Source organism: Streptomyces sp. BR123 (assembly GCF_013401435.1).
In the GTDB taxonomy this organism is placed as follows: domain Bacteria; phylum Actinomycetota; class Actinomycetes; order Streptomycetales; family Streptomycetaceae; genus Streptomyces.
The window spans coordinates 1-24,599 of the sequence record NZ_JACBGN010000012.1 but is presented as its reverse complement, the minus strand read 5'-3'; the positions used below and the strand labels follow the sequence as shown (position 1 = coordinate 24,599).

The window sequence follows — 24,599 nt, the reverse complement described above, 5'->3', positions numbered from 1 at the left end:
GCTTCGTCGTGCCCGGGAACAGCTGGCCGTCGATAGCCATCTAGTGATTGTGGAGTAGCACCAAGATTGAAGCGCTGTCCATGCACCACGCTCAGCAGCTACGGATTAGGTACTTTTTCGGGAACCGGTCAACTCCACATCTGAGGTAGATCGCCGAATATGCAGAAGCCCCCGTAGTGGCTCCAGAACGCCGGAGGCATTACGGGCTTGTCTCAGTAGCCGTGCCTACGCAAGGCTAACCAGCTTGCCTGACATGACCGAGGTAACACCCTCCACGTGGAAGGAGGTTCTTGGCGGCTTCCCTCACAGCCTCGTCAACGTCCGCCCGCGATGCGCTGATATCTTTTGTCGTGGCGATGGCCTTGATCAGGGCCCGAAAATGCGCATTAGGAATCTTGTCTTTTGAAACCGAAAACAGACAGTCACCCAACTGTCTCACGAGGTCGTCCCGCTCGCTCTTGGTAAGGACTCCTGTCGTTACCAGCAGACCCTCGCCCTTACGATGCTTCTGCGACTTACTGGGCTGATGGTTGCCGGATTGCTGACTATCGTATTTTTGATTGTAGGTCGGGTGTCCGCCGGGCTGGTCGTTGCCATGTTTCTTATTGCCGGACTGGTCGTAACGCTGCAAAGAATTTCCGGACTGGTCGGTGTTGCTGGACTGATCGCCGTCATGCTGAGTGCCGTCGGACCGGTCGTCGGTGTTGCTGGACTGATCGCCGTCATGCTGAGTGCCGTCGGACCGGTCGTCGGTGTTGCTGGACTGATCGCCGTCACGCTGAGTGCCGTCGGACTGGCCGGTGCTGCTCTGGCCACTACGGCTCTGACTGGATCCCGACTCATCCGATTGACTGGAGCCGCCGCTATCGTCCTGCACTGCAGCGGACGGTCGGGCAAATGATTGAGGCGTCGCTGTAGCGATGGTCGCCCCCGTTGAAATGGCAAGCGTTGCAGACAAGCAAGAGACGCCGATGCAACGAGAAACCCGTCGGCACGCGGTGCTACTCATGGTGATTCCTCGATACAAATTGCGACGGTGCCTTGGATTGAGGAGCTAAGCGAGTCAGCCGAGCGCTGCGGACTCGCAACGGTGCTTATGACATGAAACGCTACGCTGTTCGGCGGCGAGCACCATGGGCCTTATGGCCTAATCCGATTGAAGGAGAAAGTTCTTATGTGGCAAGTCGAGGTTGACAAGGCTACTGACTCCAACTGCTCACGACATTAAGGTCGAGGGCATGCGCCAGCGACCTACCGCCGAGTGCTCTCCTTGCATGGCCGCGATCTGGGTGACATGCGCCGCCCCGAGGCCGTGCTCCTTGCCGGCCCCCTCATCGGCAAGTCCAAGGGTGACCATTCTCGGCGTCGAGGCCCGCCTGCCCGTCAGTCGGCGTGTGGAGCCATGTGTCTAGGTGGCCAACGTTCGTACTGTGACCCCGTCCAACAACCGATCGGTTGTTGGACGGATGGGCCGAAGCGAGCCGCCCTGCAGCTTTACGGCCGGGCGCGCGTTCATAAAGGGTGTCCAAAAACTCGAAGTGTTCACTAACCGGCAACCACCCTTTTCTGTACGGTTGTTGCATGACTACAGCCGCCCAATGGGCAGCCGAAGGCGATGACACCGCCGCGTTCCCTGCCGCCGTGACCGGCGTCCTTATCGGGTACGCCCGCGTCTCCACCAAGGGACAGAACCTCGACCGCCAGATCGCCGCACTCACCGACTGTGGCTGTGCGAAGGTCTTTGCCGACAAGAAGTCCGGCAAGACCGTCGAGCGTGAAGAGCTCTGGAAGGCTCTCGACTACGCCCGGCCCGGGGACACGCTCGTCGTACCGTCCCTTGACCGCCTCGGCCGCTCCATCCAAGACCTCATCGCCATCGTTGCTGGCCTCCGCAAGCGCGGCATCGGCTTCCGCTCCCTGCACGAAGCCCTCGACACCACCACACCCGGCGGCCGGCTCGTCTTCCACGTCTTCGCCGCTCTCGCCGAGTTCATCCGCGAGCTCATCGTCCAAGGCACCCACGAGGGCCTGGCCGCGGCACGAGCTCGAGGCGAACGCATTGGACGACCGCCAGCCATGACCGAGGAGCAGATCGTTCACGCGCGTTCCATGCTCGCGAACCCCGAGGCATCGATCACCTCGATCGCCAAGCTGCTCGGCATCAGCCGGACCACGCTCTACAAGTACGTGCCCGAGTTGCGAGCAGGACACCGACCCTCCGTCGGGCAACAGCGCGGGGCCACCCGGGAACTGGAGCAGGCATGAGTCAGGCTGCGGGGCGCATCTACGCCCTCTTAGACCCGCGAGACAAAGTCATTCGGTACATCGGACAGACTACGAAGGCCGTCGAAGAACGGCTCGCAGGCCACCTTTCAAGCCCTGCTGGCAAGGTGGCGCCCTGGATCATTGAACTCAAGGCAGTAGGTCTCGAACCTCTGATCACCACCCTGCGAGAGGGCGTTCCCGTAACCGAACTGCTCGCCGCGGAGCAGGAGGAGATCACGCGACGTGTCGTGGCCGGCGAGCCGCTGCTGAATCAGGCGAGCACGGCTGCGGGCCGACGCATAGTCGAGCGCAAGCAAGCTGAGCTCGCAGCCAGCCAGCGCGAATCAGCTTGGGCCGCAATGGCCCGAACCTGCAGGGAGGCTCTCGGAGGTCCCTTGCCCCCAGGCGACTTGTCGGCCCTGCCCCTGCAGGGGGCTGTCCAGGAGGCCCTCCTGCGCCTACAAGTCGAGGAGGATCCGGACAGCGAAGCACTCACTGGCGGACTAAGTAGCCAGATTCAACTGCTGCGCACCCAGCAGCGGGTCAGTGAAGAGCTATGGGGATCTTGCCGCCCGGCCTGGGCGCGGCTTCGAGGCGCCGATGACGGCCTCGACTTCCACCTGGCGTCTCTCGTCAGCCACGTAGCTCGGCGCCCTGCTGAGCCTGCCGGGGTCGCTCTGAGATACCTCTCCTTGGTCCCGTGGGCAGTTTGCGCTGTGGCCCCCTGGGCCGCCCTCGCTCAGAGGGGCGGCATGTCTCTAGAACCAGCCGCCTTCAGTGCCTGGGCCAGCAGGGACACGAACGTGGCGGCTGCATTGTCTGATCTTGGCTCGTACTACCCGGAGATCTTCACCGTGCTGGCTTCTCGGGAGAGCCCCAATGACCGTTGGCGCGCATCCTCGCACCTGGCCGCGGCCGTCGCGGCCCACACCTCCGGACAGATCCCTGAGGCGATGGCGCCGGATGTGAGAGCTGTCCTGCGCGAGATCGCCCGGGACAAGATGCTTACGCCGGCCATGGCAGAGCTGCTGGCCTCACTCGACCCGAGGGCCCTGGAGGAGATCTTCGGGCCTGATGCGGCACGGGCCGCAGATGCTCAGCTTGGCCTACCGCCCGGGACGGCCGTCCGGGTTCTTCAGTTCATGCTTGAATGCAAGGGCGTTGGGCACCTTGGAGTTCTGGACCGCCTGGTTGCGCGTGCGTCTCAAAAACTGCCGAGCACTCCCTATCCCGACTACAGCACGTGGTACGGCCGAGGGGTCCCGTCTGCCCGCGCCATCACGGTCTCGCTTGCCGGCGCCGGACTCGCCGCTCTACCAGATGGCTGCTCCTGGCCCCAGGTGCTGAACGAGCTCCAGGCGATGTGGGAAACCGCCTGAGGCCGTTCGGTTCGGTTGGCCGGCGCCGCACCGGAGTCAATCCGTCCGCAAGGGTTGACGGGGGCACTTGCCGTGGCGGATTGTGAGCGCCTCAGCCGCACGATCGCTGGAGGTCCCATGACCGAGTTCCACACCAGAGTGCTGACCCCGTCGAACGCCACAGTTGTCCGGACGGGGCCGCCAGGAGCGGACGCGGATCTGAGCGACGAGGAGTTCCTCCAGCGGTACCCCCGCGTCGCGGAGATTCTGGCTCGCTGGGAGCTCGAAGAGACGGACTAGAGAGAGAACTGCATGACCGGCGGCCCTCCCAGTCCTCCCCCACGGGAGGGTCGCCGCGTGTCCTACTCTGCAGGCAACCGCATGCCGAGCCGCGCCTGCAGCTCGAGTGCCTCGTACCGCAGGTCGTCGTCGGCGCCGTCGGCGAGTCGGCCGAGGACGGCGATGAGCGCCTCTGCCTCGCCGCGGGTGATGAGTGGCAGCCGCTCTTCGTGATCCATACCCCTCCAACGCGCCCGCGGCAGTCGGGTCACTCGGACCCCTCGGCGGCCCACACCGTAGGCCCGCCGCCCCGCCACATGATCGGCGGCCAGTCGGCCTCGTCGGCCCAGCCCGCCCGTCGCAGGAACTCAACCACGTCGGCCATCGAGTACGCCACGCCGAGTATCGAGTCGGTCCCGTGAACGTGGGCGGTCACCCGCCGGCCGCCCGTGGGGGCGACGGGATGGACGGTGACCTGCGTCTGATCGACCATGGCTCCAGCCTGCGACGCCCCTGTCAGTCCAGCACGCCGAGCTCCGTGTCCGGCCGGCAGTGCGGACACGCCTCGACCCCGCCGACGAGGGCCTGCCGCGCCTGGTCCACGGTCGCCGGGTGGCAGCGCTTGGACGCGTCCCAGCAGCCGCCGACGTGCACGCGGACGGGGCGCCGGCCGACCCCGATGCCCTGCTCGATCAGCCAGTCCGGCGACGGGGCGGACGGCTGGCGGGCCTCCACGATGGCGAGGCGTTGCTCCTCGTCGGCGATCCAGCTGCGAGTCCGCTCCAGGTCCCGCACCTGGACTTTCTCCAGGAAGCGGAGCTGATCGAGACGGGACGCGGAACTATCGGACACAAGTTCGATTCTAGCGTCGGAGGTTCTCCCGCTGTCACACCGGGATGGGAGCATGAACACATCACATCCGAGCGATGAGCGTGCCGGCTGCCGCTGCTACTCGGACCCTGCTCGCCCGCCGGATGCGTGCCCGGCGGGCGGAGCACTGTCAGGCCTCAGGCTCCGCATGTCGCACGCGCTTCTTCAGCGCAGCTTCGACGGCGTTCCGCGGCTGGTCGATGGCCTTCGCGTACTCGGTGACCGCTGTCTGCACCTCCGCGGCCCGCTCCCGCCACAGCTCCCAGCCCTCGCCGGACGGCGCCTCCCGGACCGCAGCCCACGCCTCATCGGAGGCCTGCTGGAGACGGATCAGCTCGTCGGTGAGTTCGATATCAGCCACGGCTGGATCCTAGGCGGCGAGCTCCTGCTCCTCGCGCATCGCCACCAGCCATGCCGCCCGCAGCTCGGCGTACTCCTCGGAGCCGGCGCCACCCGCGATGACGATCGCGCGGATCCGCTCATTCAGCTCAGCCGCGGACGTGCCATCGAGGATCATGGCGAACAGGCTAGCGGGTACAGCCGACAGCCTGCCCCGGCCGCTGGCAGGGGAAGAGCTCCAACGGTCAGCCGGCCCAACCAATGTCCCGGATCTCCATGCCGCCGTCGGCGTGCGCGACGTAGGTGATCCAGGAGTGATGCGCGAACGCCTCGCCAGCCTTGCCCGGCGGGGGCCACGAGGTGCTGTCTGCGCTCGTCCAGACGATCAGGGTCTCCACCTCAACCCGCGCCCTGGCCGACAGCTCTTCCAGGACTTGGCGAGCCAGCCCGCATATGTCCATGCCGTCCGCCATCGCGCACCTCCGTGATCACCGGTGGCGCACACCATATTCGGCCATCGGGTTGACCGAAAGGGGCATGGACAAGACGTGATCTCTTGCCGACGAGACTCGTTCCGCTCGGCGTGCGCGGTCGCGGGCGCATGTACAGCCGAGGTCAGCTGGGCTCGCCTCCTTCTCCGCCTCCGCGCGTGATCCACACCTCGGACTGCACCATCGCCATGACGAGCTCGGTCATCTCGCGCGCGAGCTGGTCACTGGCCTCCCTGTCCAGTACGGCCCATACGTGCTCGCGATGCCGCTCCAGCGGTACACACAGCTGGCCAGCGGGCATCTTCTCGCGGGGCCACAAACGCCAGCTGGCGCGCAGGACTCTCCGAGGATGTGCGAGATTCTCGGGGGTGGGTTCGAGGCGTTGCCACTGCCCGGTGGCATGCATGGGCGTCTGGGTTTCGCTCAGTTCGTCGAGCAGCCGCTGGGTGGCGTGGCCCGGCTTGATGATGACGGTGACGACAGGCGACTCGGGATCTCTCTGGATGTCGATGACGCGGCCTGGGGGCAGTTCATCGTCGGTCGTAGCGAATCTGAAGCGTGCTTTGGTTACGGGCGTGTAGTGCATGGAACCCACCCCTTGACATGACGCGCACCGCACCGCACGCCAGTTCGAGCGCGCGGGCAATCGAGCCCCTTGGCCCGGTCTTGGAAGGAGCACAATCATGCACCCTGACCAGCGGTAATGCACTAGCTGATGCAGGGGAGGGTTCCTGACGGGCTATTAGTCCAGACCGGCCCGTTGGTCGGACCCGAACGCCTCTCGGATTAGCTGCTCAACCTTGGCCAGGTCTTCGGCGCTGAGGTCCGCGAGATGGCGGACCACGGCGCGGACTTTCTGGTCCGCACCGTAGACCGGATCTAGGTCGAAATACTGGGCAGCTGCCGCATCCTGAACGACTCGGAGGGGGAGGTCAAGGCCGGCGGCGAGCGCCCGAAGCTCTGCGGGCCCCGGCGCCTTGATCTTCCCGTTGATTAGGTTCTGGAGTGTGCCGCGCGTCCAGAGGGGACCGCCCTGGGGCTCCTCTGGGTCCACGCAGGACGCCGCCAGGGACCGGTAGCTGAGCGCGAGCTCAGCCATTCGCGCTTGCGCGAGGTCAGCAAGATCGGTTCGAGTCGCGCGTGAGTCGGCCGGTCGGGGCGTCTCGTCTGCCATGAACGTGGTCCTGTCATCGTGGTCGCTACGGGCCGGATAGGTCCAGCTCGACACGACAAGCGGGGGGCTTGTGTCAGTGTCCAGGTTTTTGGTCGGCCGCGACCAGCCCCTCCGTGAACGTTGGCTGAATCCCCACAGAATGTGGCCAAGAATCTGGACAGCGCACCCGGCCCCTGGCACGCTGTATGTGTCCAATTTTTTGGACAAAGCTGCGATGGCCAACCGTGCGTTGCCGCAGCAAGGCGCCGTGTGAGCGATGGCTCACATGCGGCCCAGTCGGAGCGCCGTTGGCCTGTAGCTCAAGGTCGATCGGTCGGTCGACCTTGCCAGCGGTAGGGGAGCAGCAGATGAGACTCGCCAGCGACCGTCAGTTCGCCGGTGCCGGCCTTGAGTGGGCCATAGGCCCGGAGCGTGAAGACATGGAACGCCGCGCCGTCCTCGGTCTGTATATGTGGACACCTGGGACCTGTTTTCGGTGCTCCGAGCGGTCGATCCCGGTCACGAAACTGGCATCCATCCTGACCCGCGCCGGGGCGGTCTACCAGATTGCCGCCTGCAGCGACTGCGTCCTCGACTTGGAGGCGGAGCGAGAGCGGAGGTCTCGACGTCTGGGGCGCGTCTACGAGGCCGGCCAGCTCGGCCGCGACGGTTAGCCCTCGCCGCACGTCAGGCGACGATTTTCCAGGGAGGCCTCAGGGAGTTTGCAGCCTCAGGGAGGATGCAGGGCGCGGCAGATCCGCCAACAATGGTGGCGGATCGACGGCAGAAGAGAACAGATGAGAACGCAGGTCAGGGACTTGACGACGCCTTGGACGAGGCTTGCCGCAGGTGGCGTAACCTGACCGGCGAGATGACCGTCGTGTGGACCCTGCGCCCCAACGCATGACCACACGTTTCCCCGGGGGGAGTGGGGCCGCGCCTTCACGGCGCGGCCCCACCCGCGTTCGGGGGCGCTCTTCCGCGCCCGGCACCTCTGCGAACGCCGCGGTGGGGACCGCGACCGCGGCAGCCGGGGACGAGAGGGGCACAGCCCATGGCCGGCCGTGCCGGAGCCGACATCGGCTCGACGTCGGACGCGTGGCCGAGGTGATGGTCCCTGCCGGAGCCGGCTCACCGCAGGACGCGGCGCAGGCCGCCTTCCGGGACCGCATCGCCCGCGGGCACTGCACCGAGGCACGCGTGCAGGTGCAGGACGGCGTCCGGTGCCCCGCCGACATCGTTGAGCCGCCGCCGCAGGGCTGAACCTGCGCGCCGCGGTGGCGCGCCCCCGGGCCCGGGCGGCCGTGCGGCGGCACAGTGGGCGCCGGGAGCGGTCCGGCGCGGGCCGCTCCCGCCGACCGGAGCCGCAGGGAGCGCCATGAGCGAGGCCGTGTCCAGACGTTCGGCGCTGCGGCTGATCGGAGCGGCGGGCGCGGCCCTCGGCGCGGCCGGCTGCATCCCCGCGGTGCCGCCCGCCGCCGACCCCCGTACCGGCCCGTCCGCCGCATCCGGTCTGCCCGGCCCGTCCGCCCCGGCCGGCGGCCCCGCGCGGCCCGGGAACACGGCCCGCATCGACGCCCTGCTCGCCCGGCTCACCCTCGATGAGAAGACCGCCCTCCTGCACGGCGGCCGGGACCCGGCCCCGGTCGGCCAGCACGGCTACCTCCCCGGGGTGCCGCGTGTCGGCATCCCGCCGCTGAGGCTCGCCGACGGGCCCGCAGGCGTACGCGTCACCCGCCCGGCCACGGCGCTGCCCGCACCGGTCATGCTGGCCTCCGCCTTCGATCCGGCACTGGCCCGCGAGTACGGCAGGACCCTCGGCCGGGAGGCACGGGCCCTGGGCCAGGACATCCTGCTGGCGCCCGTGGCCAACCTGATCCGGACCCCGTACGCCGGCCGGAACTCCGAGGCCTTCTCCGAGGACCCGCGGCTGACGGCCGACCTGGTCGCGGAGGTCGTCCGCGGCATCCAGGACGAGGGCGCGATCGCCGCCGTCAAGCACTTCGCGCCCGGCCACCAGGAGCACGGCCGGGACACCGTCGACGTCATCGCCGGCGAACGCACCCTCCACGAAACGGAACTGCGCGGCTTCGAAGCGGCCGTCACCGCCGGGGCGGGCGCCGTGATGGGCGCGCACCACAAGGTCAACGGAACCCGCGCCTGCGAGAGCCGGCCGCTGCTCGACGAACTGCTGCGCGGCCGCTGGGGCTTCGACGGCTGGGTGATGTCCGCCCCGGACGCCGCGCACAGCACGGTCGCCGCCCTCGGCGCCGGTCTCGACATGGAACTGCCCGGCGGTACGCACTTCGGCTCCCCGCTCCGGGAGGCGGTGCGCGGCGGCACCGTCCCCGAGGAGGCCGTCGACCTCGCCGTGCGCCGGATCCTGGCCACCATGGACCGGTTCGGGCTGCTCGACGCCAAACGCCCGGCCCGCCCCGCCCGCGACCCGGGCGCCGGGGCGCGGACCGCCCGCCGGGTCGCCACGGCCGGCGCGGTCCTGCTCCGGAACGAGCGCGACACGCTGCCGCTGTCCGGATCCGCCGCCCGCTCCATCGCCGTGATCGGGCCCACCGCGCAGGTGCCCTTCGTCAGCGGCGGCGGCACCGCGCACGTGGTGCCCGACCGGGCGGCCGCCCCGCTCGCCGCGATCAGGCGCCGGGCCGGGAGCGGTGCCACGGTCCGCCACGCCCTCGGCGAGGACCTGTACGGGCGGCCGCTGCCGGCGGACCTGCTGGTCCCGGCCGCGGGACTGGACGACCGAACCGTGCCCGCCGGGCGGACCTGGAGCCACGAAGCGGAGTTCACCCTCGCCGAGGACGACGAGTGGACGCTGCTCGTCCACTACACCGGCAGGCGGCCGAGCGTGCGCCTCGACGGGGAGGAGCTGTTCCCCGTACGGCAGGGCGCGGCCGAGTCCTTCGCGGGCGGACTGCTCGGCTCCGCGCCCGACGGGCTCAGTGTCCGCCGCCGCAGCCTCACCCTCGCGGCGGGCGCCCACCGCCTCGCCGTCTTCGCGGAGGGCGGCGTCACGGGTGGGAGGTTCCGGTTGCGCCACACGACGGGGGCGACCCGGGCCGCCGATGTCGCCGAGGCCGTGAAGGCGGCGAAGGCCGCCCGCAGCGTGCTCCTCTTCGCCTACGAGGACACCGGCGAGGGCAGCGACCGCACCTCACTGGGGCTGCCCGGCGGCCAGGCCCGGCTCATCGAGGCCGTCGCCGGGGCCAATCCCCGCACCGTGGTCGTGCTCAACACGTCCTCCGCCACGACCATGCCCTGGCTCTCCCGCACCGGAGCCGTCCTGCAGATGTACTACCCGGGCCAGGAGGGGGCCGCGGCCACGGCGGCCGTCCTCTTCGGGGACACGGACCCGGGCGGGCGGCTCACCCAGACCTTCCCGGCCGACGAGAAGCAGACACCGGTCGGCGGGGACCCGCTGCGCTACCCCGGCGTGGGCGGCCGGCAGGAGTACTCCGAGGGCGTCCACGCCGGCCACCGCTGGTACGACGCGCAGAGCGTCGAGCCGCTGTTCGCTTTCGGGCACGGGCTTTCGTACACGAGCTGGGAGTACCGGGACCTGGTGGTGCGGCAGGAGCGCGGCGGACTGCGCGCGGAGTTCACCGTCCGCAACACCGGGCGCCGCAAGGGGACCGAGGTGGCCCAGGTGTACGTGGGCCCCTCCGCGGAGCTGCACCTCGACCAGCCGGTGCGCGCGCTGGCCGGCTACCGGCGGCTCACCCTGGCACCGGGAGAGACCCGGCGGGTCGCCGTCGACGTCGACGCGCGGACGCTGTCCTCGTGGGATCCGGAGCGGCACGCGTGGGTGCCCGGTACCGGTCGGCGCACGGTGTTCGCGGGCCGCTCCTCCCGGGACCTGCCCCTGCGCGCCGAGGCCGTCGTCGAGGCAGGCGCCGGGAACAGATAGGCTGCTCGTTCGGCGTGTCACGCGGAACGCCGGGACGCGGGTCTTTGAGGCGGGACGAACCAGGAGGGCGCACCGGTGCACGTCCAGGAATGGCTGGAGCATATTCCGGCGGTCAGTATCTATCTCCTGGTGGGCCTGGTCATCGGGCTGGAGAGCCTCGGCATCCCGCTGCCGGGGGAGATCATCCTGGTCAGCTCGGCGCTGCTGGCCTCCCAGCACGGCGAGATCGACCCCGTGGTCCTCGGGATCTGCGCGACCACCGGCGCGATCGTGGGCGACTCGATCGGCTACGCGATCGGCCGCCGGGGCGGGAAGCCGCTGCTGGAGCGGCTGGGGCGGCGCTTCCCCAAGCACTTCGGGCCGGCCCAGGTGGCCCAGGCGGAGCACGCCTTCGAGCGGTGGGGCATGTGGGCCGTGTTCTTCGGGCGGTTCGTGGCGCTGCTGCGGATCTTCGCCGGGCCGCTGGCGGGTGTGCTGCACATGCCCTACTGGAAGTTCCTCATCGCGAATGTCTTCGGCGGGATCCTCTGGGCGGGCGGCACGACGGCCGTCATCTACTCCATCGGGATCGTCGCGGAGCCGTGGCTGAAGGGCTTCTCGTGGGTGGCGCTGGTGCTGGCCGTGGTCATCGGCGTCACAGTGATGCTGGTGATGCGCAGCCGGATGAAGAAGGCGGCCGCGGCCGGGCCCGCCGCGGAGCCTGTGCCCGCCGAGCACTGAGAGCAGGGGCCGGGGCCGGGCCGGCCGGGATCGCCGGCCCGGCCCCGGCCCGGCGCGCTACTCGCCCGGAGTGACCGCGGCGCGGTGCTGCTCGGCCAGCTCCACGTACATCGCGGCATTGACCTTCAGGCCCTCGCGCTCCTCGTCCGTGAGGGGGCGCCGTACCTTCGCCGGCACCCCGGCGACCAGCGAGCCCGGCGGGACCACCATGCCCTGCGGCACCAGCGCCTGCGCGGCCACCAGCGAGCCCGCGCCGATCACCGCGCCGTTGAGGACGGTCGCGCCCATGCCGATCAGGCAGTCGTCCTCGACGGTGCAGCCGTGCACGACGGCGTTGTGGCCGATGGAGACCCGCTCGCCGACGGTGACCGGGAAGCCGGGGTCCACGTGCAGGGTGCAGTTGTCCTGCACGTTGCTGTCGGCGCCGAGGACGATCGGACCGCAGTCGGCGCGCAGCACCGCCGAGTACCAGATGCTGGCGCCCGGGGCCAGGGTGACGTCGCCGACCACCACGGAGGTGGGCGCCGTGAAGGCGGTCGGGTCGATCCGCGGGCTCTTGCCGCCCACGCCCGCGACGAGTGCCCGGCCGGCCGTGCCGAGGTCAGCGTGTTCCGTCATGTTCCTCTTCCTCAGTGCTGTGTCCGCCGGGCCCGGGGTACCCGGTGTGCCCGCTGTGCCCGACGTGTCGAGCTACCGGCACCGTAGGGCACGCGCGTGCGGGCCGGCGATGGGGTGAAGATCACGGCGCGGGCGGGGCGCCCGGCGCGTTACCGTGGCCCGGTGCCGAAGAACCAGAACACGTTCTCATCCCTGACCACCTTGCGCCGCCGCGTCGCAGGCCGGATCGCCCACGGCGTCTGGCGGTGGATGCAGCAGGCCGGCGCGCTCACCGACCGGACCACGGGCGGGCTCCGCTTCGGCACGATCGGGGAGGGCACCCGGCTGGCCTTCCCGCAGGGCACCGTCTTCGGCGAGCCGTGGATCCACCTCGGCGCGTGCTGCATCATCGCGGAGCAGGTCACCCTGACGGCCGGGATGCTGCCGGGCCTCGACCTCGGCACCGAGCCGGTCCTGGTCATCGGCGACGGCGTCGTCCTCGGCCGGGACAGCCACGTCATCGCCGACGCGCCCATCAGCATCGGCAACGACACGTTCTGCGGGCCGGGGGTGTACATCACCTCCACCAACCACAGCTACGACGACCCGCACGAGCCGATCGGCCGGCAGTGGCCGCGCAGCGAGCCGGTGGAGATAGGCCCCGGCTGCTGGCTCGGCACGGGCGCGGTGATCCTCCCGGGGGCGCGCCTCGGCCGCAACGTGGTGGTGGCCGCGGGGTCCGTGGTGCGCGGCGAGGTGCCCGACCACGCCGTGGTGGCCGGAGCCCCGGCGCGGATCGTGCGCCGCTGGACCGAGGAGACGGGCTGGCAGCCGCCGCTGCGCACGCCGGCCCCGGTGCCGATCCCGGACGGGATGACCTCCGGGCAGCTCCGGGCCCTGGCGGAGTTCGCGGAGGCGGAGCAGCGTGCGGCCGGTGCGGAGCTGCACGCGGCCGGTGCGGAGCTGCACGCGGCCGGTGCGGAGCCGCGTGCGGCCGGGGTGCAGGATGCGGCGGCCGGCCGGTCCGGCTGACCGGGGTCGTCATCCGGCGGCCAGCAGGGCCGTTCCGGCGAGGGCCAGCCCGGCACCGGCCGCCTGGACCGCGCGCAGCCGTTCGCGGAGCACGGCGAAGGCGGCGAGCGCGGTGATCACCGGGTAGAGCGAGGAGAGCACGGCGGCCACGGTGACCGGGCCGTTCTGGGCGGCGACGGAGTAGGTGCCGTTCGCCGCGACGTCGGCGAGCCCGACGAACGCCAGGGCCGGCAGCAGCCGCCACAGGGTCCGCAGGCCGGTGCCCTCGGGCAGGGCCGGGGTGCCACGCCGGCTCCGGACCCACAGGACGCTGCCGCCCGCCACCACGTTGGTGACCCGCTGCACGAACAGGGCGAGGAAGAGCCCGGTCACCGAACTGGAAGCCTCCGAGATCAGTGCCATCACGGCGCCGAAGCCGAATGCGGCCGTCAGGGTCAGTACGACGGCCTGGCGCTGCACGGGCGCGCCGCGCAGCTCCGGGCCGCCCGCCAGGACGATGCCGACGACGGCGATCGCGATGCCGGTGACCTGGCCGAGCCCGGGCTGCTCGCCCATCGCGAGCCCGACCCCGACGGGTACGACCACCCCGAGCGAGCCGAGTGGCGAGACCACTCCCATCGGGCCGAGCGCCAGCGCCTTGTAGAAGCTGAACATGGCGACGGGCCCGACCAGCCCCGCCGCCACGGCGAACCACAGCTGCGGCCCGGCCTCCGTCCATGCGCCGGTGGCCAGCACCACCGAGCCGAGTGCGAGGACGGCCAGCACCTGCGAGGCCACGACCACGGTCAGGGCGGGCAACCGGCGGGTCAGCAGCCCGCCGCCGAAGTCCGCGAGGCCCCACATGAGGGCCGTGGCCAGGGCGAAGAGGGCGGTCATGCGGGGCCTCGCAGTACAGTGCGGTGAACGGTGGGGTGCAGTGTCGAGTACGCCCCACGATAGTTCAGTCTATTGGACCTGAAAATCCAGAATCTTGGACGGAATGGTGTCGGACTTCCAACAGCTCACGCAGGCACTCGCCCGGAACCTCCGCCACTGGCGCGGTGAGCGCGGCTTCACCCTGGACGCCCTCGCCGCCCGTGCCGGGGTGAGCCGCGGGATGATCATCCAGATCGAGCAGGCCCGTACGAACCCCAGCGTCGGCACGACCGTGAAGCTGGCCGACGCCCTGGGGGTGAGCATCACCACCCTGCTGGACCGCGACCGCACCCCGCGCGTGCACGTCGTCCTGCCCGGGCAGGGCGTACGCATGTGGGCCACGGAGGCGGGCAGCGGCGCGAGCATGCTCCTCGGCGACGACCGGCGCGGCCCCGTCGAGATGTGGAGCTACCGCCTGGAGCCGGGCGAGGGCGCCGACTCCGACCCGCACCCGGCCGGCACCTTCGAGATGCTGCACGTCACGGCCGGGCAACTGACCCTGCTGGTCGCCGACGAGCGGTACGCGGTCCCGGCCGGCGGAGCCGTCTCCTTCGAGGCCGACACCCCGCACGCGTACCGCAACGAGGGTGAGGAGCCGGTGGAGATGACCCTGGCCGTGTCCATCCCGCCCGTCGGCGGCGCGGCTACAGGGCGGGAATCTCAATAGCGGGGCAGCGGTCCATCACCATCTCCAGGCCGGCCTCGCGGGTACGGGCGAACGCGGCGTCGTCGACCACGTCGAGCTGGAACCACACGGCGTCCGCGCCCACGGCCACCGCCTCGTCCGCGATCCGGCCCGCCAGGGCGCTGTTGACGAACACGTCCACCACGTCCACCTTGAACGGGATCTCCGCGAGGGAGGCGTATCCCTGCTCCCCGTGCACCGTCTCCGCCTTCGGGTGGACGGGGACCACCCGCTTCCCGAACCGCTGCAGCACGCGCGCGACGCCGTACGCGGCCCGGTCCTGATTGCCGGACAGGCCGACGACGGCCCAGGTGTCGCCGAGCTCGGTGAGGATCCTGCGGATGGTTGCCGGGTCGCCGTACACGGGTGCCGCCTCCTGAAGTCGTCCGGGTCCTGCCCGCCGGGTGCGGCCGGTGATCCGCACCGCAGCCTTCCACAACAGAAAGAACGCACGACCGATTCCCCGTAGGGTGGAGCGGTGAAGTCAGACCAGTACGCGACGGTGGCCCGTGAAGGTGTACACGAGTCCGAGATCAACCGCTCGCGGTTCCTGTGCTCGCTCGCACCCGCCGCGACCGAGCAGGAAGCCCAGGAGTTCGTGGCCCGCATCCGCCGCGAGCACCCCACCGCCACGCACAACTGCTACGCCTACGTCATCGGCGCCGACGCCTCCGTCCAGAAGGCCAGCGACGACGGCGAGCCCGGCGGCACCGCCGGCGTGCCCATGCTGCAGATGCTGATGCGCCGCGACGTCCGGTACGCGGTGGCCGTCGTCACCCGCTACTACGGCGGCGTGAAGCTCGGCGCCGGCGGGCTCATCCGCGCTTACGGGGGCGTCGTCGGCGAGGCCCTCGACGTGCTCGGCACCGTCACCCGCCGCCGCTACCGGCTGGCCACCGTCACCGCCGACCACCAGCGCGCCGGCAAGATCCAGAACGATCTGCGGTCCACCGGCCGGACCGTGGTCGACCTGCGCTACGGGGCCGCCGTCGAGATCGAGGTCGCCCTGCCCGAGGTGGACCTGCCCGGTTTCGAGGCCTGGCTCGCCGACATCTCCGCCGGAACCGCCGTCCTCACGCTCGGTGGTGAGGCGTACGCGCCCTGAGCGCCCCCGCGAGGCGTTAGCGTAGAGGGGGTCATCGGGCGGGCTGCGGCGATTCGGGCGATTCAGGGGGGCGGACGGGCATGTGCGGAGAGACGGTCGGCAGGGCCGGCGAATGAGGCTCCTGCACACCTCCGACTGGCACCTCGGCCGGTCCTTCCACCGCGTCGGCCTGCTCGGCGCCCAGGCCGCCTTCGTCGAACACCTCGTGGAGACCGTCCGCGAGCGCGAGGTCGACGCCGTCCTCGTCGCCGGCGACGTCTACGACCGGGCCGTACCCCCTCTCCCCGCCGTCGAGCTCTTCGACCGGGCCCTGCACCGCCTCGCCGACCTCGGCGTGCCGACCGTCATGATCTCCGGGAACCACGACTCCGCCCGTCGCCTGGGCGTCGGGGCCGGGCTGATCGGCCGGGCCGGCATCCACCTCAGGACGGACCCCGGCGGCTGCGCCGACCCGGTGGTGCTGGCCGACGTACACGGCGACGTGGCGCTGTACGGGCTGCCGTACCTGGAGCCGGCCCTGGTCAAGGATCACATCGGCGCCGACAGGGTCAGCCATGAAGCCGTTCTCGGCGCGGCCATGGACCGCATCCGGGCCGACCTCGCCGGGCGCGCCCCCGGCACCCGCTCCGTCGTCCTCGCGCACGCCTTCGTCACCGGCGGCCAGGCCAGCGACAGCGAGCGCGACATCGCCGTCGGCGGCGTCGAGGCCGTACCCGCCTCCGTCTTCGACGGGGTCGACTACGCCGCCCTCGGCCACCTCCACGGCTGCCAGACCATCAACGAACGGGTCCGCTACTCCGGTTCCCCGCTCGCCTACTCCTTCTCCGAGGCCGGCCACCGCAAGACCATGTGGCTCGTCGACCTCGGCCCGGCCGGGGAGATCACCGCCGAGCGGGTCGACACCCCCGTCCCACGGCCCCTCGCCCGGCTCCGCGGCCCCCTCGTCGCGCTGCTCGACGACCCGGCGCACACCGTGCACGAGGACTCCTGGATCGAGGCCACCCTCACCGACCCCGTACGCCCCGACGACCCCATGGCCCGCCTCACCGCCCGCTTCCCGCACACCCTCAGCCTCGCCTTCGACCCCGAGGGCCGCGAGGAGGACGGCGGCGCCACCTACGCCCAGCGGCTCCGCGGCCGCAGCGACCAGGAGATCGCCGAGGACTTCGTCGCCCACGTGCGCGGCGGCGGCGCCGACGAGGCCGAACGGGCGGTGCTCCAGGCCGCCTTCGAGGACGTGCGCACCAGTGCGGCCGCCGACGGCGGACAGGAGGCCCGCCGATGAGGCTGCACCGGCTCCGGATCACCGCCTTCGGCCCGTTCGCCGAACCCCAGGACATCGACTTCGACGCCCTGTCCGCCGCCGGGATCTTCCTGCTGCACGGACCCACCGGCGCGGGCAAGACGTCCGTCCTGGACGCCGTCTGCTTCGCCCTGTACGGATCCGTGCCCGGCGCCCGCCAGGCCCCCGGCGCCGGGCTGCGCAGCGACCACGCCGCGCCGGGCACCCCCACCGAGGTCACCCTCGAACTCACTGCCGGCGGACGACGCCTGGAGATCACCCGGCGCCCCGAGCAGGACCGGCCGAAGAAGCGCGGCACCGGCACCACCAGGGACAAGGCGCAGAGCCGGCTGCGCGAGTACGACGGGCGGCAGTGGACCGCCCTCAGCCGCTCCCACCAGGAGATCGGCGAGGAGATCGAGCAGCTGCTCGGCATGAGCCGGGAGCAGTTCTGCCAGGTCGTCCTGCTGCCGCAGGGCGAGTTCGCACGCTTCCTGCGCGCCGACGAACAGGCCCGCAGCCGCCTCCTGAGCCGACTCTTCGACACCCGCCGCTTCGCCGCCGTCGAAACCCTGCTCGCCGAGCGCCGCCGGGCCGCCGAGGCCAAGGTCCGGGCCGGCGACGAGAAGGTCCTCGGCACCGCGCAGCGGCTCGCCCAGGCGGCCGGGGACAGCGCCGACCTGCGGGCCTGGCCGATGCCCGGCCACCAGCCCGGCGACCCCGGCCTGGCCGGAGCCGTCCGGGCCTGGGCCGCCGTCGCGCGGTGCGACGCCAGGGAGCGGCTGACGGTCGCAGACCACGCGCTGGCCGCCGTCGAGGGCCGGCACGCCGCCGCCCGCCGGGCCGCGGAGGAGGCCCGCGAACTCGACCGGCTGCAGCGCCGACACGCCGAGACCGCCCGCCGCGCCGCCCTCCTCGCCGAGGCCGCTCCCGAACGGCAGCGGATCCGGGAACTCCTCGATCGGGCCGGCCGCGCCGCCCTCGTCGCGCCCGCCCTGGAACTGCGCGGAGCCGCCTCCTCCGCCCATCTCGCCACCGCCCACGCGGAGGCTGCCGCCCGCGCCGAACTCCCCCCGCCCCTGGCGGACGCCGGACCGGAGCAGCTGGCCGGCGTCGAACAGCGGCTGCGGGAGGAGCTCGGCGCACTGGGGGCGGGCCGCCGCGCCGAGCAGCGCAGCGCCGAGATCGGCCGCGAGCGGGCCGCCCTGGACCGGGAGGCCCGCGACGCCGAGGAGCAGCTGCGGGAGGCCGCCGATTGGCTGGCCCGCTGGGAGGACACCCGCGCCGCGCTCACGGGCCGCGCGGAAGCCGCACAGCAGGCCGCGACCCTGGCCGAGCAGCTCGCCGGGAAGCTGGAGCCCACCCGGATCCGCCTGGACGCGGCCCGTCGGCGCGACGCGCTGGATGCCGACGCGCAGCGCGCCGCGGGCGAACTGGCCGCCGTACGCGAGGAGTCGGCCGCGGCCCGGGAGCGCTGGCTGGAGCTCAAGGAGGCCCGGCTGCGCGGGATCGCCGCCGAGCTGGCCGCCGCGCTGGTCGCGGGCGAGCCGTGCACGGTGTGCGGTGCGGCCGAGCACCCGGCCCCGGCCCGGCCCGCCCCCGGGCACGTGGACCGGGCCGCCGAGGACGCCGCCCACGCCCGCTACGAGCAGGCCGAGGAGCGGCGGGCCGCCGTCGAGCGCGCCCTCGCCGCCGCCCAGGAGGCCCGCGCCGGAGCCGCGGCCGCCGCCGGGGACGCCACCACCGCCGACCTCCTCGCCCTGACCTCGGACCTCAGCTCCCGGCACGCCGCCGCCCATGCCGCCGCGGCCGGACTGCACGCCGCCCGCGAGCAGCTGGCCCGTGCCGAGCGGGAGCACGCCGTACGCAGCACCGACCGGCTGGAGGCCGAGCGCCGGGCCGCCGCCCGGGCCTCCCGGCGCGAGGCCCTCGACGCGGAGCAGGCCTCGCTGGAGGCCGAGCTCGCCCTGCTCCGCGGGGACGCGCCCACCCTCGCGGCCCGCGCCCGGACGCTGGAGGACCGGGTCCGCATGGTCACCGCCGCCGCCACCGCGCTGCGTCGCGCCGAGACCGCCGCCGCCCGGCTCAAGGAGGCCGACGGCCAGCTCGCCGACGCCGCCTTCAAGGCCGGCTTCGAGACCGTCGAGGCGGCGGCCGCCGCCGTGCTCCCGGACTACGAACGCAGCGCGCTCCAGCAGCGCCTGGATGCCTGGCAGGCCGAGGAGGCAACGCTGGCCGACCGTCGAGGCGAGAGCGACACCGCGGCCGCCGCCGCCCTGCCCCCGGCCGATCCGCACGCCGCCGAGGCCGAGGCGGGGCGGGCCGAGGCGCTGGTGCGCTCCGCCGCCTCCGCCGTCGACGCGGCGCGGGTGCGGTGCGCGGAGCTGGACCGGCTCTCCCGGCAGGCCGAGCAGGAGCTGCGCGCCCTCGGCCCGCTGCGCGAGGCCTACGAGCGGGTGGCCCGGCTGGCCGGCCTCACCGCGGGCACCTCCGCCGACAACGAGCGCAAGATGCGGCTGGAGGCGTACGTCCTGGCGGCGCGCCTGGAGCAGGTCGCGGCCGCGGCGACGGCGCGACTGCTGAAGATGTCCGGCGGCCGCTACACCCTCGTCCACTCCGACGCCAAGGCGAGCGGACGTGGCCGCTCCGGTCTCGGGCTGCACGTGGTGGACGCCTGGACCGGCAGCGAGCGCGACACCGCCACCCTGTCGGGCGGCGAGACCTTCTTCGCCTCGCTCGCCCTCGCCCTCGGACTCGCCGACGTGGTCTCCGACGAGGCGGGCGGCGTACGCCTGGACACCCTCTTCATCGACGAGGGCTTCGGCAGCCTCGACGATCAGGCGCTGGACGAGGTCCTCGACGTACTCGACTCGCTGCGCGAGCGGGACCGCAGCGTCGGCATCGTGAGCCATGTCGCCGACCTGAGGACCCGGGTGCAGGCCCAGCTGGAGGTCGTCAAACAGCGCGGCGGCTCGGCGGTCCGCCACCGCACCGCCACCGTCACGGACTGAGCGGGCGGCGGGGCAGCGGCGAGGAGTACACGACGCTCGTGGTGACGGCGCCGAGCCCCGAGATGCGGCCGGCGACCTCTTCCAGATGGCCCATCGAGCGGGCGGCGACCTTCAGCACGAAGCAGTCGTCGCCCGTGACGTGGTGGGCCTCCAGAATCTCCGGAGTCGCCTCCAGGAGATCGTGGAACGGCTTGTAGTTGCCGTGCGGGTAGCGCAGCCGCACCAGCGCCAGGATCGACTTGCCCAGCTTCTCCGGGTTCACCACGGCCGTGTAGCCGGTGATCACGCCGGCCTCCTCCAGGCGGCGCACCCGCTCGGTGACGGCGCTGGCCGACATGGAGACGGTGCGGGCGAGGTCGGCGAAGCTGGCCCGGCCGTCCTCTTGGAGGGCGGCCAGGATGCGCCAGTCGGTGGCGTCGGGCGAATACTCGGTCATCCGACTGGTGTAGCAGGGGAATCCCCGGCCAAACAAGAGGAAGGCCGGGGAAACGCCCTTCCCGGGTGATCAATAGGCTCATAGATTCGGGGACATGACGACGACACAGCACCCCGACACCCCCGCTGCCCCGGCTGCTTCCGCCGCCCCCGCAGGGCCCGCAGGGTCCGAGAACCCCGTACTCCGGGTTCCCCCGGCGACCCCGGCGGCGGCCGCCGCCCACTTCGCCGCCGCCCTCGCCTTCCACACGGACGTGTCGGACGTCGCCGCCGCGCTCAAGGCCCACCGCGAACAGGGCACCGACCTCGGCTTCCAGCTGATCGACTCACGCTCCACTCCCGCCTGGGACCAGGCCCACATCCCCGGCGCGATCCACCTGCCCACCGCCCTGATCCCCCAACAGGCCGAGCAGCTCCTGGACAAGAGCCTCCCCGTGGTCACGTACTGCTGGGGCCCCGGCTGCAACGGAGCCACCCGCTCCGCGCTCGCCCTGGCCCGGCTGGGCTTCCAGGTGAAGGAGGTGCTCGGCGGCATCGAGTACTGGATCCGCGAGGGCTTCGAGGTCGAGACCTGGCAGGGCAGGCAGCAGCGCGGCGAGGCCGACCCGCTGACCGCGCCCACCGACTCCGGCGACTGCGGCTGCTGAAACCGCTGCGGACAGACGGGCCGCCCGCTCCCCGGGGACAGCGGAACGGGCCCGCCCGCTCCCAGAGAGGGCGGGCGGGCCCGTACACGCCACGGGGCGCCGCGGGCCCCGGGTCCGGATCAGAGCTGCGACAGCTCGTCCACCAGGTCGTCCAGGCCCAGTGAGCCCTGCGACAGCGCCGCCATGTGCCAAGCCTTCAGATCGAACGCCTCGCCGTGCGCGGCCCGGGCGTTGTCCCGGCCCAGCAGCCAGGCGCGCTCGCCCAGTTTGTAGCCGATCGCCTGGCCCGGCATCGACAGGTAGCGGGTCATCTCGCTCTCGACGAAGTCCGCGGGCCGACTGCTGTGCTGCGCGAAGAACTCCTGCGCCAGCTCCACCGTCCAGCGCTCACCGGGGTGGAACGGCGAGTCCGCCGGGATCGCCAGGCCCAGGTGCATGCCGATGTCCACGATGACCCGCGTGGCCCGCATCATCTGGCAGTCGAGGTAGCCCAGGCGCTGCTCGGCGTCCTTCAGGTAGCCCAGCTCGTCCATCAGGCGCTCCGCGTACAGCGCCCAGCCCTCGACGTTGGCGCTGACGAGGCCGACGGAGGCCTGGTAGCGGGAGAGCCGGTCCGCGACGTGCGCCCACTGCGCGAGCTGGAGGTGGTGGCCCGGAACACCTTCGTGGTACCAGGTGGAGACCAGGTCGTACAACGGGAAGCGGGTCTGGCCCATCGTGGGCAGCCAGGTCCGCCCGGGACGGGAGAAGTCCTCGGAGGGGCTCGTGTAGTACGGGGCCGCGGCGCCGCCCGCCGGGGCGATGCGGGACTCCACCCGCTTGACCCGCTCGGCCAGTTCGAAGTGGGTGCCGTCGAGGTTCTCGATGGCCTCGTCCATCAGGCCCTGAAGCCAGGCCTGGACCTCGTCGACGCCGATGTGGGTGCCGTGCTCGTCCAGGTGCCGGAGCGCCTCCCAGGGGCCGGCGCCGGGCAGGATCCTGGCCGCCTCGGTCTTCATCTCGGTGAGCAGCCGGTGGTATTCCGACCAGCCGTAGGCGTACGCCTCGTCCAGGTCCAGGTCCGTGCCGTTGAAGTAGCGCGACCACCGGGCGTAGCGCTCGCGGCCCACCGCGTCCGGGGCGTCGGCGACGGCCGGTTCGTACACCGCGCGCATCCAGTCGCGCAGAGCGGCGAGGGCGGCGGTGGCGGTGCCGGCCGCCTGCTCCAGCTCGCCGCGCAGCGCCTCCGGGCCGCGGGCGGCGAACTCGCCGAAGAAGCCGCCGCCCGCGGTGTTCCCGTCGCCGGAAGTGTCCTCGTCCTCTCCGGCCCAGGTGGTGAGCTGGCCGATGAAGGTGGCGGTGGCGCGCGGGCCGCCGTACAGGCCGCGGTCGAGCCCGAGCTGCAGGCTTTCCCGGTAGCCGGCCAGGGCGGCGGGGACCGCGCGCATCCGCTCGGCGATCGCGGCCCAGTCCTCGTCCGTGTCCGCCGGGGTCAGCGGGAAGACCTCGCGGATCGCGTGCGCGGGGGAGTGGATGTTGCTGACGGCGCGCAGGTCCTCGTCGGCCTCGTGCACGGCGAGTTCGGCGGTGAGGCGCTCGCGCAGCAGGCGGGCGCAGCGGCGCTCGGCGTCGCTGTCCGCGCCGGGCAGCCGCTCGGCGGCGTCGAGCCGGGCGAGGGTGGAGCGGGCCAGGCCGGCCACGGCCGCACGGCCGGCCGGCGAGAAGTCCGGGAGCCTGCCCGAGCTCGCCGCGACACCGAGATAGGTGCCCGTGATGGGGTCGAGGGCGATGAGGTCGTCGACGTAGGAGTCGGCGACCTGGCGCGGCAGCCGGGACGCGATGTCACTGCGGAGGGTGTCTGACATGCGGACATCTTCGTATGCGCAGAGGGTCCGCGTCATCACCGTTCGCTGTCGGCCTGCTGACGCTGTCCGGGTCGGCCGGTGCCCGGTCGCCCGTACGGGAGCCGGCTGCCGACGGCTGCGCTGTCGAGACGGGCGGTGATCACCAAGGTGCCCTCCTCGACCAGGTAGTCGAGGGGCAGGCCGAGGCCGCGCATGGCGGCGACCATGCCGGTGTTGGAGGAATGGGTCACGGCGTAGACGCTGGCGCAGCCTGCCTCGACGGCCATCGCGACGAGCCTGCGCAGCAGCTCGGACCCGATCCCGCGGCGCTGCCAGTCGTCCTCGATCAGCAGCGCGACCTCGGTCTCGTCCCCGTCCCACAGCAGGTGGCCGAGGGCGACGAGCCTGCCGGACGCGGTGGTCACGGCCAGCGTACGGCCGAAGCGGGGGCTCAGCAGGTGGTCGAGGTAGCGGTCGGCGTCGGCGACGGGGCCGTGGTAGCGCAGGCCGAGGGTGCGCTCGGAGCAGCGGTCGTGCATCGCGCGGGCGGCGGGCAGGTCGGCCTGGTCGGCGCGGCGTACGGTGAGGTCGTTGCCCTCGGGCAGGGTCAGCACGTCCTGGCTGCGCGGGATGCGCGGGCCGAGCCGGGCGTCGAGCTCGACGAGGGCACGGGCCCGGGCGAACTCGGTCGGGGTGAACGGCAGATGGGGCCGCTCCACGGTGAGGGCGCCGCCCGAGGGGTCGCGCAGCCGCATCACGGTCGCCTCGAGCACCCCCTCGACCGGGGTGTCGGCGTCGACGTTGGGACGGCCGGAGAGGTTGGTCGCCGGGATGGAGTGGATGGTGCAGCGGCCGAGCAGCCGGCGCAGCGCGAGCGGCAGTTCGGCGGTGTCCAGGGCGGTACGGGTCGCGAGGCCCAGCAGCCGGGTCGGGGTGTCGACGAGGTCGTGCGCGTCGGCCCGCTCGATCCAGGTGTCCCTGCCGCCGGCGCCGGAGACGGCACGGGCGAGGTCGGCGGGGGGCAGCTGCTGCGGGGCGCGCAGCAGGAACTCGTCCACGGTGCCGCCCTCGGGCAGCGGATGCGTCTGCAGGGTCAGGATGTCCACCGCCTGGCCGGCGAGCGCGCTGCACAGGGCGGCCAGGCTGCCGGGCTCGTCGCGCACGGTCGTCCGCATCCGCCACAGCGAGGCCGTGGCGGACGGGCCGTCGTCGGGGGTGCTCGCCGCCGGGGTCGCCGCCGGGCCGGCGGCACCCGTATGGGTGGGGGCTGTGCTCGCGGGCGGCGGCGCGTGGCTGTGGCGGCGCGCCCACCAGGTGTGGAACGCCGCCGTCACCAGGAGGGCGACGGCCGAGGCGACCAGCATGACGGGGCCGCTCGGGCCGTGCACGACGAGGTTGGCGATGCCGTCGGCGACCGCGACGGCGCAGAAGAGCGCAGCCAGCTCGACGACATCGCGGCGCCAGTGATGGTGGCGGTGGGAGCGGTGGGCGGGGGCGTGCATCCGTTCAGTCATGCATGCCACTGTGACGCAGGGGTGTTGCGTGGTCACGAACGATCTGTGACCGACTGGTTAAGCGTCCATCTGGTCGATTTCGCCCCGATTTCCGCTCCACGTGTGCGCCTTGCCCCGTGCCCGCCTTGCCTCGTGCCGCCTTGCCCCGAGCCCGAC

General features: G+C 72.1%; 28 protein-coding genes. 13 read left to right on the top strand and 15 right to left on the bottom strand.

Features of this window, described 5'->3' with window-relative positions:
- Window positions 1-235: 235 nt before the first annotated feature.
- Window positions 236-1,009: a hypothetical protein gene (locus HYE82_RS03510; protein ID WP_179172419.1), complete on the bottom strand. Its 774-nt coding sequence runs from the start codon at window positions 1,007-1,009 to the stop codon at window positions 236-238.
- A gap of 572 nt (window positions 1,010-1,581) precedes the next feature.
- On the opposite strand from HYE82_RS03510, the gene HYE82_RS03505 reads away from it, so the two are divergent.
- The 3 genes from HYE82_RS03505 to HYE82_RS03495 all read left to right on the top strand — a co-directional run bounded on the left by HYE82_RS03505 (window position 1,582) and on the right by HYE82_RS03495 (window position 3,923).
- Window positions 1,582-2,265: a recombinase family protein gene (locus HYE82_RS03505; RefSeq protein WP_179172418.1), complete on the top strand. Its 684-nt coding sequence runs from the start codon at window positions 1,582-1,584 to the stop codon at window positions 2,263-2,265.
- An 803-nt stretch (window positions 2,266-3,068) separates the two neighbouring features.
- Window positions 3,069-3,644 (top strand): hypothetical protein, encoded by a 576-nt coding sequence (locus HYE82_RS03500; RefSeq protein ID WP_179172417.1) that lies wholly within the window; start codon window positions 3,069-3,071, stop codon window positions 3,642-3,644.
- A 117-nt stretch (window positions 3,645-3,761) separates the two neighbouring features.
- Window positions 3,762-3,923 carry a hypothetical protein gene (locus HYE82_RS03495; RefSeq protein WP_179172416.1) on the top strand — a complete coding sequence of 54 codons (162 nt, stop codon included), beginning with the start codon at window positions 3,762-3,764 and terminating at the stop codon, window positions 3,921-3,923.
- 62 nt (window positions 3,924-3,985) lie between these two features.
- Here HYE82_RS03495 and HYE82_RS03490 read toward each other — a convergent pair whose 3' ends face one another.
- From HYE82_RS03490 to HYE82_RS03455, 8 genes are all read right to left on the bottom strand, one after another.
- A complete protein-coding gene (locus HYE82_RS03490) occupies window positions 3,986-4,141 on the bottom strand; it encodes a hypothetical protein (RefSeq protein ID WP_179172415.1) in 156 nt (51 codons plus the stop codon).
- A gap of 29 nt (window positions 4,142-4,170) precedes the next feature.
- Window positions 4,171-4,395 carry a hypothetical protein gene (locus HYE82_RS03485; RefSeq protein ID WP_179172414.1) on the bottom strand — a complete coding sequence of 75 codons (225 nt, stop codon included), beginning with the start codon at window positions 4,393-4,395 and terminating at the stop codon, window positions 4,171-4,173.
- A 23-nt stretch (window positions 4,396-4,418) separates the two neighbouring features.
- Window positions 4,419-4,754, bottom strand: a complete 336-nt coding sequence (locus HYE82_RS03480) for a DUF6233 domain-containing protein (protein WP_179172413.1) — start codon at window positions 4,752-4,754, stop codon at window positions 4,419-4,421.
- 148 nt (window positions 4,755-4,902) lie between these two features.
- Window positions 4,903-5,133 (bottom strand): hypothetical protein, encoded by a 231-nt coding sequence (locus HYE82_RS03475; RefSeq protein ID WP_179172412.1) that lies wholly within the window; start codon window positions 5,131-5,133, stop codon window positions 4,903-4,905.
- Between the two features lie 9 nt (window positions 5,134-5,142).
- Window positions 5,143-5,289, bottom strand: coding sequence for a hypothetical protein (locus tag HYE82_RS03470; RefSeq protein ID WP_179172411.1), 147 nt, complete (start codon window positions 5,287-5,289; stop codon window positions 5,143-5,145).
- A 67-nt stretch (window positions 5,290-5,356) separates the two neighbouring features.
- The gene (locus HYE82_RS03465; protein WP_179172410.1) at window positions 5,357-5,584 is read right to left on the bottom strand and encodes a hypothetical protein; all 228 of its coding nucleotides are present in this window, start codon (window positions 5,582-5,584) and stop codon (window positions 5,357-5,359) included.
- Between the two features lie 142 nt (window positions 5,585-5,726).
- Complete coding sequence (locus HYE82_RS03460; protein WP_179172409.1) at window positions 5,727-6,188, bottom strand: hypothetical protein; 462 nt, start codon at window positions 6,186-6,188, stop codon at window positions 5,727-5,729.
- Window positions 6,189-6,344: 156 nt separating this feature from the next.
- Complete coding sequence (locus HYE82_RS03455; RefSeq protein ID WP_179172408.1) at window positions 6,345-6,776, bottom strand: XRE family transcriptional regulator; 432 nt, start codon at window positions 6,774-6,776, stop codon at window positions 6,345-6,347.
- Window positions 6,777-7,123: 347 nt separating this feature from the next.
- On the opposite strand from HYE82_RS03455, the gene HYE82_RS03450 reads away from it, so the two are divergent.
- From HYE82_RS03450 to HYE82_RS03435, 4 genes are all read left to right on the top strand, one after another.
- Window positions 7,124-7,429, top strand: coding sequence for a hypothetical protein (locus tag HYE82_RS03450; protein ID WP_179172407.1), 306 nt, complete (start codon window positions 7,124-7,126; stop codon window positions 7,427-7,429).
- A gap of 436 nt (window positions 7,430-7,865) precedes the next feature.
- Window positions 7,866-8,018: a DUF2191 domain-containing protein gene (locus HYE82_RS03445; RefSeq protein WP_179172459.1), complete on the top strand. Its 153-nt coding sequence runs from the start codon at window positions 7,866-7,868 to the stop codon at window positions 8,016-8,018.
- 115 nt (window positions 8,019-8,133) lie between these two features.
- Window positions 8,134-10,677 (top strand): glycoside hydrolase family 3 protein, encoded by a 2,544-nt coding sequence (locus HYE82_RS03440; RefSeq protein ID WP_179172406.1) that lies wholly within the window; start codon window positions 8,134-8,136, stop codon window positions 10,675-10,677.
- A 75-nt stretch (window positions 10,678-10,752) separates the two neighbouring features.
- Window positions 10,753-11,397, top strand: a complete 645-nt coding sequence (locus tag HYE82_RS03435) for a DedA family protein (protein ID WP_179172405.1) — start codon at window positions 10,753-10,755, stop codon at window positions 11,395-11,397.
- Between the two features lie 57 nt (window positions 11,398-11,454).
- Here the strand turns inward: HYE82_RS03435 and HYE82_RS03430 are convergent, their stop codons facing one another.
- The gene (locus HYE82_RS03430) at window positions 11,455-12,015 is read right to left on the bottom strand and encodes a gamma carbonic anhydrase family protein (RefSeq protein ID WP_179172404.1); all 561 of its coding nucleotides are present in this window, start codon (window positions 12,013-12,015) and stop codon (window positions 11,455-11,457) included.
- Window positions 12,016-12,177: 162 nt separating this feature from the next.
- On the opposite strand from HYE82_RS03430, the gene HYE82_RS03425 reads away from it, so the two are divergent.
- Window positions 12,178-13,026 (top strand): acyltransferase, encoded by an 849-nt coding sequence (locus HYE82_RS03425; RefSeq protein WP_179172403.1) that lies wholly within the window; start codon window positions 12,178-12,180, stop codon window positions 13,024-13,026.
- A gap of 9 nt (window positions 13,027-13,035) precedes the next feature.
- Here the strand turns inward: HYE82_RS03425 and HYE82_RS03420 are convergent, their stop codons facing one another.
- Window positions 13,036-13,902: an EamA family transporter gene (locus tag HYE82_RS03420; RefSeq protein ID WP_179172402.1), complete on the bottom strand. Its 867-nt coding sequence runs from the start codon at window positions 13,900-13,902 to the stop codon at window positions 13,036-13,038.
- Window positions 13,903-14,008: 106 nt separating this feature from the next.
- Here HYE82_RS03420 and HYE82_RS03415 point away from each other — a divergent pair, with 106 nt between their 5' ends.
- Entirely contained in the window at window positions 14,009-14,608 is a 600-nt protein-coding gene (locus tag HYE82_RS03415; RefSeq protein WP_179172458.1) for a helix-turn-helix domain-containing protein, read from the top strand.
- Here the strand turns inward: HYE82_RS03415 and HYE82_RS03410 are convergent.
- Window positions 14,586-14,990 carry a CoA-binding protein gene (locus HYE82_RS03410; protein ID WP_179172401.1) on the bottom strand — a complete coding sequence of 135 codons (405 nt, stop codon included), beginning with the start codon at window positions 14,988-14,990 and terminating at the stop codon, window positions 14,586-14,588. The genes HYE82_RS03415 and HYE82_RS03410 overlap by 23 nt on opposite strands.
- 114 nt (window positions 14,991-15,104) lie before the next feature.
- Here HYE82_RS03410 and HYE82_RS03405 point away from each other — a divergent pair, with 114 nt between their 5' ends.
- The 3 genes from HYE82_RS03405 (at window position 15,105) to HYE82_RS03395 (ending at window position 20,024) form a co-directional block, all read left to right on the top strand.
- Complete coding sequence (locus HYE82_RS03405) at window positions 15,105-15,731, top strand: YigZ family protein (protein ID WP_179172400.1); 627 nt, start codon at window positions 15,105-15,107, stop codon at window positions 15,729-15,731.
- A 112-nt stretch (window positions 15,732-15,843) separates the two neighbouring features.
- Entirely contained in the window at window positions 15,844-17,016 is a 1,173-nt protein-coding gene (locus tag HYE82_RS03400; protein ID WP_179172399.1) for an exonuclease SbcCD subunit D, read from the top strand.
- Window positions 17,013-20,024 (top strand): AAA family ATPase, encoded by a 3,012-nt coding sequence (locus HYE82_RS03395; RefSeq protein WP_179172398.1) that lies wholly within the window; start codon window positions 17,013-17,015, stop codon window positions 20,022-20,024. Before HYE82_RS03400 ends, HYE82_RS03395 begins: the two co-directional genes overlap by 4 nt.
- On the opposite strand, the gene HYE82_RS03390 is transcribed toward HYE82_RS03395, so the two are convergent.
- Window positions 20,014-20,460 carry an Lrp/AsnC family transcriptional regulator gene (locus HYE82_RS03390; protein ID WP_179172397.1) on the bottom strand — a complete coding sequence of 149 codons (447 nt, stop codon included), beginning with the start codon at window positions 20,458-20,460 and terminating at the stop codon, window positions 20,014-20,016. The genes HYE82_RS03395 and HYE82_RS03390 overlap by 11 nt on opposite strands.
- A 94-nt stretch (window positions 20,461-20,554) precedes the next feature.
- On the opposite strand from HYE82_RS03390, the gene HYE82_RS03385 reads away from it, so the two are divergent.
- Entirely contained in the window at window positions 20,555-21,106 is a 552-nt protein-coding gene (locus HYE82_RS03385; protein ID WP_179172396.1) for a rhodanese-like domain-containing protein, read from the top strand.
- A 119-nt stretch (window positions 21,107-21,225) separates the two neighbouring features.
- Here HYE82_RS03385 and HYE82_RS03380 read toward each other — a convergent pair whose 3' ends face one another.
- The gene (locus tag HYE82_RS03380; RefSeq protein ID WP_179172395.1) at window positions 21,226-22,950 is read right to left on the bottom strand and encodes a DUF885 domain-containing protein; all 1,725 of its coding nucleotides are present in this window, start codon (window positions 22,948-22,950) and stop codon (window positions 21,226-21,228) included.
- 35 nt (window positions 22,951-22,985) lie between these two features.
- Window positions 22,986-24,443 (bottom strand): GNAT family N-acetyltransferase, encoded by a 1,458-nt coding sequence (locus tag HYE82_RS03375; RefSeq protein WP_256986894.1) that lies wholly within the window; start codon window positions 24,441-24,443, stop codon window positions 22,986-22,988.
- Window positions 24,444-24,599: the final 156 nt, after the last annotated feature.

Bases quoted from the DNA above. Each gene is read 5' to 3' on its own strand.
- HYE82_RS03510 (WP_179172419.1), bottom strand. From the start codon at position 1,009: ATGAGTAGCACCGCGTGCCGACGGGTTTCTCGTTGCATCGGCGTCTCT.
- HYE82_RS03505 (WP_179172418.1), top strand. From the start codon at position 1,582: ATGACTACAGCCGCCCAATGGGCAGCCGAAGGCGATGACACCGCCGCG.
- HYE82_RS03495 (WP_179172416.1), top strand. From the start codon at position 3,762: ATGACCGAGTTCCACACCAGAGTGCTGACCCCGTCGAACGCCACAGTT.
- HYE82_RS03490 (WP_179172415.1), bottom strand. From the start codon at position 4,141: ATGGATCACGAAGAGCGGCTGCCACTCATCACCCGCGGCGAGGCAGAG.
- HYE82_RS03485 (WP_179172414.1), bottom strand. From the start codon at position 4,395: ATGGTCGATCAGACGCAGGTCACCGTCCATCCCGTCGCCCCCACGGGC.
- HYE82_RS03470 (WP_179172411.1), bottom strand. From the start codon at position 5,289: ATGATCCTCGATGGCACGTCCGCGGCTGAGCTGAATGAGCGGATCCGC.
- HYE82_RS03465 (WP_179172410.1), bottom strand. From the start codon at position 5,584: ATGGCGGACGGCATGGACATATGCGGGCTGGCTCGCCAAGTCCTGGAA.
- HYE82_RS03460 (WP_179172409.1), bottom strand. From the start codon at position 6,188: ATGCACTACACGCCCGTAACCAAAGCACGCTTCAGATTCGCTACGACC.
- HYE82_RS03455 (WP_179172408.1), bottom strand. From the start codon at position 6,776: ATGGCAGACGAGACGCCCCGACCGGCCGACTCACGCGCGACTCGAACC.
- HYE82_RS03450 (WP_179172407.1), top strand. From the start codon at position 7,124: ATGAGACTCGCCAGCGACCGTCAGTTCGCCGGTGCCGGCCTTGAGTGG.
- HYE82_RS03445 (WP_179172459.1), top strand. From the start codon at position 7,866: ATGGTCCCTGCCGGAGCCGGCTCACCGCAGGACGCGGCGCAGGCCGCC.
- HYE82_RS03440 (WP_179172406.1), top strand. From the start codon at position 8,134: ATGAGCGAGGCCGTGTCCAGACGTTCGGCGCTGCGGCTGATCGGAGCG.
- HYE82_RS03430 (WP_179172404.1), bottom strand. From the start codon at position 12,015: ATGACGGAACACGCTGACCTCGGCACGGCCGGCCGGGCACTCGTCGCG.
- HYE82_RS03420 (WP_179172402.1), bottom strand. From the start codon at position 13,902: ATGACCGCCCTCTTCGCCCTGGCCACGGCCCTCATGTGGGGCCTCGCG.
- HYE82_RS03400 (WP_179172399.1), top strand. From the start codon at position 15,844: ATGAGGCTCCTGCACACCTCCGACTGGCACCTCGGCCGGTCCTTCCAC.
- HYE82_RS03395 (WP_179172398.1), top strand. From the start codon at position 17,013: ATGAGGCTGCACCGGCTCCGGATCACCGCCTTCGGCCCGTTCGCCGAA.
- HYE82_RS03390 (WP_179172397.1), bottom strand. From the start codon at position 20,460: ATGACCGAGTATTCGCCCGACGCCACCGACTGGCGCATCCTGGCCGCC.
- HYE82_RS03385 (WP_179172396.1), top strand. From the start codon at position 20,555: ATGACGACGACACAGCACCCCGACACCCCCGCTGCCCCGGCTGCTTCC.
- HYE82_RS03380 (WP_179172395.1), bottom strand. From the start codon at position 22,950: ATGTCAGACACCCTCCGCAGTGACATCGCGTCCCGGCTGCCGCGCCAG.
- HYE82_RS03375 (WP_256986894.1), bottom strand. From the start codon at position 24,443: ATGACTGAACGGATGCACGCCCCCGCCCACCGCTCCCACCGCCACCAT.